8 protein-coding genes are annotated in these 13,515 nt (G+C 71.6%); 5 read left to right on the top strand and 3 right to left on the bottom strand.

All coding sequences use genetic code 11. From position 1 onward, the window contains the following. Nucleotides 1-91 precede the first annotated feature (91 nt). Together ACZ6S4_RS10770 and ACZ6S4_RS10775 are read right to left on the bottom strand one after the other, a co-directional pair. Nucleotides 92-514 (bottom strand): PEP-utilizing enzyme, encoded by a 423-nt coding sequence (locus tag ACZ6S4_RS10770; RefSeq protein WP_465475071.1) that lies wholly within the window; start codon nucleotides 512-514, stop codon nucleotides 92-94. Continuing rightward, on the bottom strand, nucleotides 417-2,480 hold the full coding sequence (locus ACZ6S4_RS10775; RefSeq protein ID WP_465474707.1) for a PEP/pyruvate-binding domain-containing protein: 2,064 nt from the start codon (nucleotides 2,478-2,480) through the stop codon (nucleotides 417-419). The genes ACZ6S4_RS10770 and ACZ6S4_RS10775 overlap by 98 nt, the downstream gene beginning before the upstream one ends. Before the next feature lie 204 nt (nucleotides 2,481-2,684). Between ACZ6S4_RS10775 and ACZ6S4_RS10780 the strand changes: the two genes are divergently transcribed. The 5 genes from ACZ6S4_RS10780 to ACZ6S4_RS10800 all read left to right on the top strand — a co-directional run bounded on the left by ACZ6S4_RS10780 (nucleotide 2,685) and on the right by ACZ6S4_RS10800 (nucleotide 9,888). Then, nucleotides 2,685-5,015 carry a glycoside hydrolase family 9 protein gene (locus ACZ6S4_RS10780; protein WP_465474708.1) on the top strand — a complete coding sequence of 777 codons (2,331 nt, stop codon included), beginning with the start codon at nucleotides 2,685-2,687 and terminating at the stop codon, nucleotides 5,013-5,015. A 30-nt stretch (nucleotides 5,016-5,045) separates the two neighbouring features. After that, nucleotides 5,046-7,499 carry a glycoside hydrolase family 3 N-terminal domain-containing protein gene (locus ACZ6S4_RS10785; RefSeq protein WP_465474709.1) on the top strand — a complete coding sequence of 818 codons (2,454 nt, stop codon included), beginning with the start codon at nucleotides 5,046-5,048 and terminating at the stop codon, nucleotides 7,497-7,499. Between the two features lie 175 nt (nucleotides 7,500-7,674). Further along, on the top strand, nucleotides 7,675-9,018 hold the full coding sequence (locus ACZ6S4_RS10790) for a helix-turn-helix domain-containing protein (RefSeq protein WP_465474710.1): 1,344 nt from the start codon (nucleotides 7,675-7,677) through the stop codon (nucleotides 9,016-9,018). Next, nucleotides 9,015-9,575 carry a flavoprotein gene (locus ACZ6S4_RS10795; RefSeq protein WP_465474711.1) on the top strand — a complete coding sequence of 187 codons (561 nt, stop codon included), beginning with the start codon at nucleotides 9,015-9,017 and terminating at the stop codon, nucleotides 9,573-9,575. Before ACZ6S4_RS10790 ends, ACZ6S4_RS10795 begins: the two co-directional genes overlap by 4 nt. A gap of 49 nt (nucleotides 9,576-9,624) precedes the next feature. Beyond that, on the top strand, nucleotides 9,625-9,888 hold the full coding sequence (locus tag ACZ6S4_RS10800) for a hypothetical protein (RefSeq protein ID WP_465474712.1): 264 nt from the start codon (nucleotides 9,625-9,627) through the stop codon (nucleotides 9,886-9,888). A 43-nt stretch (nucleotides 9,889-9,931) separates the two neighbouring features. Here the strand turns inward: ACZ6S4_RS10800 and ACZ6S4_RS10805 are convergent, their stop codons facing one another. Further along, nucleotides 9,932-13,495: a LamG-like jellyroll fold domain-containing protein gene (locus tag ACZ6S4_RS10805; RefSeq protein ID WP_465474713.1), complete on the bottom strand. Its 3,564-nt coding sequence runs from the start codon at nucleotides 13,493-13,495 to the stop codon at nucleotides 9,932-9,934. Nucleotides 13,496-13,515: the final 20 nt, after the last annotated feature.

Below are 13,515 nucleotides of genomic sequence, written 5' to 3' on the forward strand. Positions count from 1 at the left end.
ATGGCTTTTCCCCGTTCGTCGTCGCTGTCCTTGTTCGACGGACAGACTGCGCGGGGTTTCCTGTGTGCCGGCTGAGCCGCTGAGAAGGCGCTCAGGTGACCTTGGCGGGCGTGACGGTGCCGGTGGCGCCGTCCACGGTGATCAGCTGGCCGGTGGTGATCTTCTCGGTGGCGCCGGGGACGCAGATCACCGCGGGGATGCCGTACTCGCGGGCCACCGTCGGGCCGTGCGCCATAATCGCGCCGGTCTCCGTGACCAGCGCGGCGGCGGTGAGGAACAGCGGGGTCCAGCCGGGGTCCGTGGTCGCCGCGACCAGGATGTCGCCCGGTTCGATGCGGGCGGTGGCCGGGTCATGGACGACCCGGGCCGGTCCCGTCACCCGGCCTGCCGAGGCGCCCACACCCTGCAGCGCGCCGTCACGGGCAGCCGGCACGGGCAGCACCGCCTCGACGTCGGTGCCGTCGGAGAGCAGGGCGACCGGCACGGTCGGGCGCCGCGACTCGCGCTGGTGCACCAGCTTGCGGGCGGCGGCGACCTCGCGCAGATCGGCGTCGGTGCCGGCCTCGTCCAGGGTCACGAACATGATGTCGTCCGGCCGGTCGAGGCGGCCGGCGGCGGTCAGGTCGGCGCCGAGCAGCAGCAGCTGCCGGCGCATCTCCCGCAGCGGGTACAGGCCGGCGAACTTGCCCGTCTCGCGCAAGCCGGCCAGCGAACGCGCCCGGCGCAGCAGAAAACCGGCGAGGCGGCCCCGCACCGGCCGGCGCCGGCGGGCCCCGCGCGACGAGCTCGGTCAGGGTGGCCTCGGCGGTGGCGGCGGCCCGGGCGAACCGGCGGTCGGGGGCCTGCTCGGGATCGGTCACCCGCAGGTAGTTGGCGATCATGGCGAAGACCGGCGCCGGGTCCTCGGACCAGCGGGGCACGCCGAGATCGACCTCGGCGACGCCGCGGTGGCCGTACCGGTCGAGGAACGCCGTCAGGCCGAGCTCCGGCAGCTCACCGGCCAGGTAGCGGGTGGCGAGCTCGGCCGGCGGCGTGCCGAGCAGGAGCTCGCGGTGCTGCCGGGCGCCCTGGGCCAGCCGCCAGAGGGCGAGGTCCATCTCGATGGTGACGTTGTGCGGCATGCCGGCCAGCACGGCGTGGATCTCGTCCGCGGTCGCGATGCCCTTGAGCAGCTGCCGCGGCAGGGTGGCGGCCAGCATGCCGGCCACGATCGGCCAGGTGATGGCGTCGGCGCCGTCGCCCGAGCCGTTGTCGCGCAGGTAGCGCAGCCGGTCGGCGGCGGTGCGCAGCTCCTCGGCCGGGGCGGCGGCGAGCCGCAACTGCTCGACGGCCCGGCCCATCCGGGCCCGGGCGGCCTCGGGGCGGGCCAGGGCGCCGATGATCCCGGTGACCGCGCGTCCGGCCGTGCGCAGCGACGGGGTGGCGGCGCGGGGTGCGGCGCCCTTGCGCGGGGCGAACCGCGGATCGTCGAGGACGTACGCCATGGCCGCCTGGGCGCGGGGGCCGAAGTCGACCGCCATCAGCTTGATCAGGCGTTTACGGGCGGACGGGTGGCGGGCCTGGTCGGTGAGGTCGCCGTAGAGCCGGCCGCCGATGTCGACGATCTCCGCCCGCACGCCGAGGGCCGCGAGCATGCCGGCGATCTGGGCCTTGAGGGTGGACAGGCCCATCGGCGTCACCGGCTGGAGCATGCCCTGCACGTGGCCGAACTCGACGTACACCCGGGGCTCCGGGCCGGTCCGCGGCGGCAGCGGGAACAAGGTGGTGATCGGCCGCGACTGGAGCAGCCACAGCGTGCCGGAGCGGTCCACCGACCACTCGACGTCCTGCGGACTGCCGGCCCGCTCCTGCAGCCGCTCCCCCACCGACCGCAACCGCTCGAGCAGCTCGGGCGGCACGCACCCGGTGGCCGCCGGCGTGGCCGGGCCCAGCACGTAGTGGTCGACCGGGGCGGTGCCGTCGACCACAGTGGTGCCGGGACCGGGGGCGGCGTCGACCATCATCTCGGTGCGGTTGCCGGTCAGCGGGTTGGCGGTGAACAGCACGCCGGACACCTCGGCGTCGACCATCCGCTGCACGACCACCGCCATCCGGACTGTGTCCTGGGCGATGCCGTGGGCCTCGCGGTAGGCGACCGCGCGGGCGCTGTGCAGCGACGCCCAGCACGCCTTGACGGCGGCCAGCAGGTCGTCGGCGCCGCTGACGCCCAGGACGGTGTCGTGCTGCCCGGCGAAGCTGGCGTCGGGCAGATCCTCGGCGGTCGCGCTGGAGCGCACCGCCACCGGGCCTTCGCCGAGCTTCTCGTACGCGGCCAGGATCCCGGCCGCCGGGACGACGCCGCGCCGATGGGCCTCGGTCGTGACGCAGAAGCCCGGCGGCACCCGCTCGCCCTGGCGGATCAGCTCGGCCAGCCCGGCCGCCTTGCCGCCGACCAGCTCCTGCGTCCCGGCCCGCACCTCGGACAACGCGATCACGGACATCCGGCCCCCTGCCATCGCCATACGACTGCAACGGAACAACCATAGCCGTTTCGCAATACGACTGAAACGCCAAGATGTGCCGCTCTGAAATCAGGGCTTCACACATTCGTCATCTGCGGGTTAAATCGAGGCACAGCGATATGGGAGCGCTCCCATACCCCGGACAGGAGCCCACCGTTGTCCCCCTCACGCCGTTATCTCCTGATGTCCCTAGTCGGCCTGCTGCTCACCTCCGTCGGGATCGCGCTGGCCGCGCCCTCCGGCGCGGCCGCCGCCCCCACCTACAGCTACGGCGAGGCCCTGCAGAAGTCCCTGTTCTTCTACGAGGCTCAGGTCGCCGGGCGCAAACCGGCCTGGAACCGGGTCTCCTGGCGCGGCGACTCCGCCCTGCGCGACGGCTCGGACGTCGGCCTGGACCTGACCGGCGGCTGGTTCGACGCCGGTGACCACGTCAAGTTCGGCCTGCCGATGGCGTTCACCACCACCATGCTGGCCTGGGGCGCGGTGGAGAACCGCGACGCCTACGCCGCCTCCGGCCAGCTCACCTACCTGCTGAACAACCTGCGGGTGCCCAACGACTACTTCATCAAGGCCCACCCCGCCCCCAACGTGCTCTACGGGCAGGTCGGCAACGGCGACGCCGACCACAAGTGGTGGGGACCGGCCGAGGTGCTGCCGATGGCGCGGCCCGCGTACAAGATCGACGCCAGCTGCGGCGGCACCGAGCTGGCCGCGGAGACCGCGGCCGCCATGGCCGCCAGCTCGATGGTCTTCCGCGCGACCGATCCCGGGTACGCCGACACGCTGCTCACCCACGCCAAGCAGCTCTACACCTTCGCCGACACGGTCCGGAAGAACTACCACGAGTGCATCACCGACGCGACGTCGTACTACAAGTCCTGGAGCGGGTACGCCGACGAGCTGGTGTGGGGCGCGATCTGGCTGCACCGCGCGACCGGTGACGCCGCCTACCTGGCCAAGGCCGAGGCCGGGTACGACGCGCAGGGCAACGAGAACCAGACCAGCACCAAGATGTACAAGTGGACGATCTCCTGGGACAACAAGCAGTACGGCACCTACGTGCTGCTGGCCCAGCTGACCGGCAAGCAGAAGTACCTGGACGACGCCAACCGGTGGCTGGACTGGTTCACTGTCGGGGTCAACGGCGAGAAGGTCCGCACCTCCCCCGGCGGCATGGTGGTCGTGGACACCTGGGGCGCCCTGCGGTACGCGGCCAACACGGCCTTCGTCGCGCTCGTGCACAGCGACCACCTGGCCGACGCGGCCCGTAAGACGCGCTACCACGACTTCGCCGTCAAGCAGATCGACTACGCGCTGGGCGCCAATCCGCGCAAGTCGAGCTACGTCATCGGCTTCGGGGCCAACGCGCCGAAGAATCCGCACCACCGCACCGCGCACGGGTCCTGGTGGGACAGCCAGCAGGTGCCCGAGCAGACCCGGCACGTGCTGTACGGCGCTCTCGTGGGCGGGCCGTCGGCGCCGGACGACGCGTACACCGACAGCCGCGGCGACTACGTGATGAACGAGGTCGCCACCGACTACAACGCCGGCTTCACCTCGGCGGTGGCCCGGCTCTACGGCGAGTACGGCGGCGCGCCGGCGGCCAACTTCCCGCAGGCGGAGAAGCCGGACCTGGCGGAGCTGTCCGTCGAGACCACGGTGATGCAGAACGAGACCCGCTCGACCGGCGTCAAGGTGATCGTCTACAACAAGTCCGCCTTCCCGGCGCGCGCCCTGACCGCCGCGAAGTTCCGCTACTACTTCACCCGCGACGGGGACGCCGCGCTGACCGTCAGCACGCCTTACACCCAGGGATGCCCGGGGCCGACCGCGGCCAGGCAGTACGCCGGCGACGTCTGGTACGTCGAGGTGGACTGCACCGGCTACACCATCGCTCCGGCCGGGCAGTCGGCGCACCGGATGGAGGTGCAGCTCAAGATCGGGGTGGTCGAGGGCGGCACGTGGGACCCGGCCGACGACCCGTCGTACCAGGCGACCGCCGGAGCGAACGCGGGCGTGCCGCTCTACGAGGGCACGACGCGGGTGTGGGGCAACGAGCCCGGCACCGGGCCGTCACCGTCCCCTTCGGTCACCCCGTCCGTCACTCCGTCCGTCACGCCGTCCGCGACTCCGTCCGTCACGCCGTCCGCGACTCCGTCCGTCACGCCGTCGGTCACGCCCAGCACCGGGCCGAGCGGGCCGTGCCGGGTCGCCTACAGCACCACCGACTGGAGTGCCGGCTTCACGGCGAACGTCACCGTGACCAACACCGGCACGGCGCCGCTCAACGGCTGGTCGCTGACCTACGCCTACTCCGCCGGACAGAAGATCACCCAGGCCTGGTCGGCCACCGCCACCCAGACCGGTACGCAGGTGACCGTCACCAACGCGAGCTGGAACGGCGCGCTGGCCGCGGGCGCCTCGGTGAGCTTCGGCATGAACGGCACCCACACCGGCGCCAACCCGAGACCCACCGCCTTCGCCGTCAACGGCTCCGCCTGCACCGTCGCCTGAGCCGCTTCCCACCAGCAGAGACAGGACCCCATGCGAACTGCCCTCCGCGCGGCCTTGTGTGCCGCGACCACCGTGACCGCCCTGGCGGCGTTCGGGCCACCGCCCGCGTCCGCCGCGGTCCTGCCCTACCAGGACCCGGCCCTGCCGGTCGCGACCCGGGTCACCGACCTGCTCGCCCGGATGACCCTGGACGACAAGATCGGCCAGATGACCCAGGCCGAACGCGCCGTCATCAGCCCGGCCCAGCTCACCCAGTACCGGGTCGGCTCGGTGCTCTCCGGCGGCGGCTCCGGCCCCGCGCAGAACACCCCGGCGGCCTGGGCCGACATGTACGACAACCTGCAGCGCGGCGCCCTGGCCACCCCGCTGCAGATCCCGATGATCTACGGCATCGACGCCGTGCACGGCAACAACAACGTGCTCTCCTCGACGATCTTCCCGCACAACATCGGCCTCGGCGCCACCCGCGACCCCGACCTGGCCGCGCGGATCGGCCGGGCCACCGCCGAGGAGGTCACCGGCGCCGGGCAGGACTGGACGTTCGCGCCGTGCGTGTGCGTGGCCCGCAACGACCGGTGGGGCCGCACGTACGAGTCGTTCGGCGAGAAGCCGGAGATCGCCACGGCGATGACCACCGTCATCGACGGGTTGCAGGGCACCGCGCTGAACGGCCCGGCGTCCGTGCTGGCCACGGCCAAGCACTACATCGGTGACGGCGGCACCACCGGCGGCACCGACCAGGGCAACACCCAGCTCACCGAGGCCGAGCTGCGGGCCGTGCACCTGCCGCCGTTCACTGCCGCGGTGAACCGGGGCGTCGGCTCGGTGATGATCTCGTTCAGCAGCTGGAACGGGACCAAGCTGCACGGCTCGAAGTACCTGATCACCGACCTGCTCAAGGGCGAGCTGGGCTTCACCGGCTTCACCGTCTCGGACTGGGCGGCCATCGACCAGATCGACGGCCAGGTCGGCTTCACCCAGGCCGAGGTGGTCGCCTCGATCAACGCCGGCCTCGACATGATCATGGTGCCGAACGACTGGCAGCAGTTCCTGAGCTACCTACGCGCGGCGGTGCAGGCCGGGCAGATCCCGATGGCCCGCATCGATGACGCCAACCGGCGCATCCTGACCAAGAAGTTCGAACTGGGACTCTTCGAGAAGCCGTACGCCGACCGCACGTACGCGTCCACGATCGGCAGCACCGCGCACCGCGCCCTGGCCCGCGAGGCGGTGCGCAAGTCGCAGGTGCTGTTGAAGAACGCGGGCGGGGTGCTGCCGCTGGCCAAGTCCGGCGGCAAGATCTTCGTGGCCGGCAAGAGCGCCGACGACCTGGGCAACCAGGCCGGCGGCTGGACCACCACGTGGCAGGGCGCGAGCGGGTCGACCTACCCCGGAACGTCGATCCTGCAGGGCATCCGCAGCGCGGTGGGCAGCAACGCCACGGTGACCTACCAGCGCGACGGCACCGGCATCGACAACACGTACCGGGCCGCGATCGCCGTCGTGGGCGAGACCCCGTACGCCGAGGGCGAGGGTGACCGGGTCGGCTCGATGAGCCTGGACGCCACCGACCTGGCCACGCTGTCGCGGCTGCGGGCCGCGGGCGTACCGGTGATCGTGGTGCTGGTCTCGGGCCGCCCGCTCGACATCGCCACCGAGCTGCCGAACTGGAACGCCCTGGTGGCCGCATGGCTGCCCGGCAGCGAGGGCGCCGGCGTGGCCGACGTCCTGTTCGGTGACTACGCGCCGACCGGCAAGCTCCCGGTGACCTGGATGCAGTCGGCGAGCCAGCAACCGATCAACGACGGGGACGGCAAGACGCCGCTGTTCGCGTACGGCTTCGGCCTGACCTATGGCAGCACCCCGGCCGACACCGCCGCGCCCAGCGTGCCCGGCACCCCGGCCGCGACCGCGGTGACCGCCACCGGCCTGACGCTGACCTGGCCGGCCTCGACGGACACCGGCGGCAGCGGCCTGGCCGGCTACGACGTCTACCGCGACGGCACCCTGATCGGCTCACCCACCACGACCTCCCACGCGGTCACCGGCCTGAGTGCGGCGACCCGCTACGAGTTCACGGTGGTGGCCCGGGACGCGGCAGGCAACCGCTCGGCCCGCTCGACGGCGCTGGCGGTGACCACCTCGGCCGGCGACACACCCACGGGCGGGACCTGCCGGGTGGCGTACTCCACGAGCGACTGGAGCGCCGGCTTCACCGGCTCGGTCTCGGTGACCAACACGGGCACGACGGCGGTCAGCGCGTGGAGCCTGCAATGGTCGTACACCGCGGGCCAGGTGGTCACCCAGGGCTGGTCGGCCCGGGTCGCTCAGGTCGGAACGGTGGTGACGGCGACGGGTGAGAGCTGGAGCCCGTCGCTGGCCGCGGGGGCGACGGTGACCTTCGGGTTCAACGCCAACCGCGGATCCACCAACCCACGCCCGGCGTCGTTCACCCTCAACGGCGCGGCCTGCACGGTCGCATGAGGCGGTAGGCGTCCCCCTCGCCGCGGGGGCCGGTCGGGTCTGGGCCCGGCCGGCCCCGATACGCGTAGCACTGTCATGAAATACCTGCGCGGCGCCTTGACAGTGCACGGTCGCTCCCACACGGGCGGTTACGATCGTCGGTGGATGTCAGCGTGGTCGCCGGGAAGGACGTGCGATGCCCACCATCACCACGTGGACCGGCTGGGAAGCCAACGCCCTCCGCAAGGCGCTCCGGATGAGCGTGACCGACTTCGCGGAACACCTCGGTGCTGCACGGCGGACCGTAGCGAAATGGAGCAGCCGGGGCCGAGACATCGAGCTACGGACACAGATGCAAGCCGCACTGGACCCGGCCTGGGCGCGGGCGCCGGCCGAAGTCCGCGAACGCTTCGAACAACTGCGGTCGGCCGGCACCGACGGTGCACTCGATACCATGCCGAGCACCACGCCGGTGTTCGACACCGGCAAGAGCGACCTCGGCGAGCTTGACGAGGATGGTGACATACAGCGCAGGCAGGTACTCACGGACGCTGCAGCCAGCGGCATCGCCGCCGTTCCGGCCGTCGCACGCTTGCTCGACGCCCTTCTGTCGATGCGAGGCCCCACGGTCGAACGCGACACGCTGCCATCGCTGCACCATCTCGCTGCGCAGGTCGCTGCGGTGAAGGACGACTACCAGGCGTGCCGCTACGACAGCGCGCGTGACCGGCTCGTCGGTCTCCTGCCGGCGGTCACCGCGGCGCGCTCGCAGCTGAGCGGCGATCAGCGGTCCCGGCTCGATGTGCTCGCCACCGACAGTTACCACGTGGTGGCCAGTGTGCTGCTCAAGTGCGGCGATCAGGCGATGGCGCTGGTGGCCGCCGAGCGCAGCACTCGATGCGGGTTCGACAGCGCTGATCCGGTCGCGGTCGGCGCCAGCGCACGGATCATGACCCATGCGCTGATGGGCAACGGACACCATCGCCGAGCCCTTTGCCTGGCACAGAGCGCCGCTGCGGGCCTGGAGCGGGAGACGGGACTCGGCTCCATCGACTCCGTGGCAGTCTTCGGTGCGCTGATGCTGCGAGGCGCGATCGCCGCCGCGCAGGCCGATGACCGCGATGCCGCCGGGACCATGCTCGATGAAGCCGCACGGGCCGCCGCCCGGTTGGGGCACGACGGCAACGACCGATGGACCGGATTCGGCCCGAACAACGTGCTGCAACACCGGGCCGCCGTTGCTCTGGCGCTCGGCGATGCCGGTACCGCGATCACCTTCGCCCGGCGGGTCCAGCTCGACAAGATCATACTGGCCGAGCGGAAAGCGTCTCTGTTCGTCGACGTGGCACAGGCGTACACCCGATGGGGCCGCCACGACAACGGCTTGTCGGCACTGCGAACCGCCTACCGCATCGCTCCGGAAGAGATCCGCTCCCGGCCTGCGGTGCAGCGAATCGTCGCCGACCTGGCCGCTCTGTCCAGGGGACACACCCGAAGCCAGGTCCTCGACTTCGCCGCCGGCGCGGGGATCCGCCGGTGACAGGTGGCCACCTGCAGGTCGTCGTCTGCGGTGCTGGGCCCGCCGCCGACGTCAACCGGTTGATCGCGGCCGCCCTTGATGGGTCGTGGACGGTGGTGGTGACCGCCACGTCGAGCGCACTGCCCTTTCTCGACCTCCTCGCGATCGAGAAGGTGACCGGCAATCCGGTCCGCTCGTCGTACCGGACGTCTCCCACCGGCCGCCGGGTGATGCCATCGGTCAACGCCATGATCATCGCTCCGGCCACCTACAACACGATCAACAAGCTCGCCCTAGGCATCGCCGACACCTATCCGTTGGCCTCCGCCGCCGAGCTGATCGGGCGGGGTGTCCCGACTGTCATCGTGCCCTTCGTCAACGCCGCGCTGGCCGCCCGCACCCCCTTTCGGCGCGCGCTCGTCGACCTGCGCAGCGAAGGTGTCCACGTTCTGTCCGGTCCGGACCACAACTGGGAACCCCATCCGCCAGGTACCGGCTCCGATGCTCAGGCGTCGTTCCCCTGGCACAGGGCGTTTCAGCTGGTCGAACGAGCCGGCGACAAGCCGGTGCACCGGTAGTGCACCGGCGATGACATGCTAGGACGTCGCCAACCTGCGCTGCCTCGGGTTGGCTGACAGCATGCGAAGTGACCACCAGCTGCAGGACGGCCCCGATCTCTTTTCGACCAGTTCATTGCCGGCGGGCGACGCGACCTGTACCGACGACCACGGCCTGCTTCGGCACATCGCCGAGCATGTCGCCGACTGTTTCGCCGACTCCGGCTACGCCTTCGTCGAGGACGACAAGATCGACGGGCTGGCCGCGACACTGGGATCGTTCTTGACCGGGGCCGGCATCCCGGTCAGCACACGCCTGAAGCCGGCACGATAGACGCTCGGCGGCGTCCGGATCGCGATGCAAGCTCGCGGGTTCTTCAGGGCCGGGCCAGCGGCGTGATCGCGATCCTGTCGATGATAGGGGCGTACGCGGACCGCAGCAGGATGCCCGGGAAAGTCTGCGACGCGTACGTCCGGCCGTCGAAGTTCGGCAGTTCCTCGCTGGCGAAGCTGATCGTGTTGGTGCCCCGGCGCAGCGACACCGGCACCGTCAGCTCCCAGAAGTTGTCGCGGTGGAAGCTGTGCGGGAAGTTCACCCGCTCCGCCGCGCCGCCGTTGATCGTGATGTCGGCGTGGCGTACCAGGGGGTCGGGGTTGTAGTGGGTGGCCTCGGCCTGTTCCGGGTTGGCGTAGCGGATGCGCAGCGCGTGGAGTTCCGTCCGGTCGGCGCGGACGGTGAAGGTCAGGGTGTTGCCGTTGCCGGGGGCGCCGCCGATCCGGTCCACCGCCGCGCCGCCGGAGGCCAGTGGGAGCGGGGTCGCGACCGCCGTGCCGGCCGTCGTCGCTGCCTCGGCCTCGTAGCTGGCTGTGGGCAGCGTCGCCGGGGTCACCTCGATGCGGTCCAGGGTGGCCCGACCAGCGACGGTCACCTTGTTGATGCCGCCGGAAAGGGCGACCGTCACGGCGTCGCGGCGGCCGTTCGTGCGCAGCACCTTGTGGCCGTTGACCGTGAGCTCGGCGCGGCCGGCGGTGTGGACGCGGATCGTCGAGGGGGCGTCGGCCGCTGAGTAGACCCAGAACGTCGCCGATCCGCCGCGCAGCCGCACCACGTCGCGGGTGCGTCCGTAGGCCGGCTCGCCCCGGGTGAGGTCGGCCCGTTCCGCCTCGTAGACCGCGGTCCGCGCGGCCGGGCCGGGCAGGGCCAGCTGGATGCGGTCGAGGATCGCGTCGCCCTTGGTCGCCCGGGTGCCGTCGAGGCTGCGGGCGGCCAGCGAGATGATGTGCCGGCCGGCGGTGAGGTCGACCTCGGTGTCGGCGTGGTCCCAGACCGCCCACTTGTAGCCCAACGGCAGGAACAGTTCCCGTTCGGCGCGGCCGTCGACTCGCAGGAAGACGTTGGTCGGGCCCTGGTCGGCGACCAGCGGGTACGTGTTCAGCGAGTTGGCGAACACCCGCAGGTCGTAGCGGCCCGTCTCGGGGACGTCGACGGTGAAGTCGAGCACGCCGTCCGAGCCGGTCCGCAGGCCGCCCACGTCGTACCCGCCGGAGGTGTAGAACTTCGACACGTCGGCCGGTGAGCCCTCGGGACCGTTCCTGCTGTAGCCCGAGCCGGTGTACGTGGCGTCCTCGGCCTCGTAGACGTGCTCCCAGCGGGTCGTGACCGGGGCTGCCGGTGAGATGCCGGGGGTGAGCACGACCTCGTAGGCCGACGACTCGTCGAGGGCGGGCAGTCCGTCGGTGCCGAGGGGCAGCACCACCGTGCCGTTGCGGACGGTCAGGTTCCGCGAGGCGATCACCGGCGGCTGGGCCGAGTCGCCGAGCTGCCCGGTCCACGCGATGCGGCGGAGCTCGGCGTGCACCGTACGGCCGAAGACCCGGCTGGGCACGTGGTCGAACTGCACCCACGACTTGCCGCCCGCTCCGCCGAAGAGCAGCCGGGCCTGCTTCTTGCGCTCGTCCAGCGTCGCGACGCCCTGCAGCGTGTAGTTCCGGCCCGGGTACGGCGGCGTCACTCCCACCGTGTGCCCGGTCATCGCCCCGTACGCGTTGTAGAGCCACCACTGCCCGTTGCCCCGGTTGGCCTGCACGGCCGAGTCGGAGATGTTGCCGTCGATGTTCCAGTACGCGATGTCCGCGTCCACCTTGGACTCCTCGATGGCCGAGACCCACTGGATCATCTGGCCGGGCACCGAGGTGTGGTAGTTGAACGCGTACTCGTTGACGTTGATCGGCAGCTCCCGCCCGAGCACCTCCTTCTCCCAGGCGCGGTAGGTCGCGACGCTGGTGCGGACCGCCTCCGGGTGGCTCAGCTCGTGCCAGGTCATCACGTCGGGCACCGTGCCGGCCGTGACCGTGTGCCGCAGGAAGTCCTTGACCTGGGGGTACAGCACGCTCGTGTTGGGCCCGGCGATCCGCGCCGCCGGCAGCCTGCCCTTGATGAGGGCGTACACGTCGTCCCACGCCCGGAAGTAGGCCGCCGGGTCGGTCAGCCAGCTGGTCCGGTCGTAGGACCACTCGCCGGTGCCGAACATGTTGCCCTCGGGTTCGTTGAACGGCACGAAGACGATGTTGTCCCGGTATTCCGGCGCCAGCGTCAGCACCTGGTCGACCTGGGTGACGATCTTCTCCTTGTACAGCGCCAGCTTCTCGGCGGGCGTGTCCCCCGGCCACTGGTACGGGAACCCGCGGTGGATGTCGGTCATGTAGATGTAGACGTCCCCGCCGGTGCTGTCGGCCAGCGGCTCGACCACTTCGAGCGCGTCCGCGCCCGGGTGCTGCGGGCCGTCCTGCGCCTTGGTCGAGACCGTGCGCAGCCGCATGCCCTCGATCAGGTTGTTGGTCGGCACGCCCTGTCCGTAGAGCCCGTAGAGCGAACCGGACGCGCCGCCGTGGAAGGCACCGGTGTTCTTGGCCAGGTCGACCACCAGCTGCCCCTCGCGGATGACGGTGACGGTCGCGGTGATCGCCCGGCCGGCGGCGGTGCCCCGCACGGTGAACGTGCCGGTGGTGGCGTAGGAGGCCGGGTCGACGGCGGGCCACACGCTGGGGATCTGCCGGGGGTAGCCGTCGGAGAAGTCGCCGAGCACGGCCGGCGGCAGCGCCGGGGCGGTGCCGACCGTGGTCCGAACGTCGAAGGTGGTCTGCGACAGCCCGGTGGCGGCCGGCAGCTCGGCGCCGTGGACCTCGGCCACCTGGGCCGCGGTCAGGGCCGAGCCGTACACGCGGAAGTCGTCGATCGCACCGTCGTAGAGTGGGTCCGGGAAGAACGAGCGGCCGAGGTAGCCGGCGAAGGTCGTCGACGGCGTCAGCAGGTCCGAGGCGGCGGCGATCCCGCTCGGCGCGGAATCCACCGCCACGCCGTCCAGGTACGTGGTGAGCCGGTCCGCCCCGGTGTCGAGGGTGACGGTGAGGGTCCTCCACACCTGGGCCGGCAGTGGCTTCGTACCGGTGATCGACGCCTCGCCGGCCCCGGGCACCAGCGCCGTCGTCCGCAGCAGCCCGCCGCCGTTGTAGGGGGTGGTGAACAGGAACCGGGTCGTGTCCGTGCCGAGCGCGTAGATCCACTGCCACGGCGCGGTTGTGCCGTCCCACCGCACCCGGACGGAAACCGTCAGGTCGGTCCGGTCCTCGAGGATCCGCCGGGGCAGCCGCACGTGGGCGCCGTCGGAGGTGGGCGCCCCGCCGGGCAGGGTCAGCGCGTCGCCGCCCCGGCCGTCGCCGGACAGCGCGGCGGTCGCCGGGTTGACCAGCGTGCCGTCCAGGCCGTTGCCGGAGGTGTCGGCGATGCGGGTGCCGGCGAGGTCGGCATTGTCGAAGGTGTAGTGCACGACCGCCGCCGGCAGTGCTTCGGCGGCCGCGAGGGCGGCGCCCGGCACCGCCAGGCCGGTGAGCACCAGGACCACTGTCGCCAGTACCCCGGCACGGGATCTCCCGAGCTGCATCTGACCGCTCCCATCGACCG

The organism is Actinoplanes sp. NPDC051405 (genome assembly GCF_055586185.1).

Coding starts and splice junctions, on each gene's coding strand:
- ACZ6S4_RS10790 (WP_465474710.1), top strand. CDS start 7,675: ATGCCCACCATCACCACGTGGACCGGCTGGGAAGCCAACGCCCTCCGC.
- ACZ6S4_RS10775 (WP_465474707.1), bottom strand. CDS start 2,480: ATGTCCGTGATCGCGTTGTCCGAGGTGCGGGCCGGGACGCAGGAGCTG.
- ACZ6S4_RS10805 (WP_465474713.1), bottom strand. CDS start 13,495: ATGCAGCTCGGGAGATCCCGTGCCGGGGTACTGGCGACAGTGGTCCTG.
- ACZ6S4_RS10785 (WP_465474709.1), top strand. CDS start 5,046: ATGCGAACTGCCCTCCGCGCGGCCTTGTGTGCCGCGACCACCGTGACC.
- ACZ6S4_RS10780 (WP_465474708.1), top strand. CDS start 2,685: ATGTCCCTAGTCGGCCTGCTGCTCACCTCCGTCGGGATCGCGCTGGCC.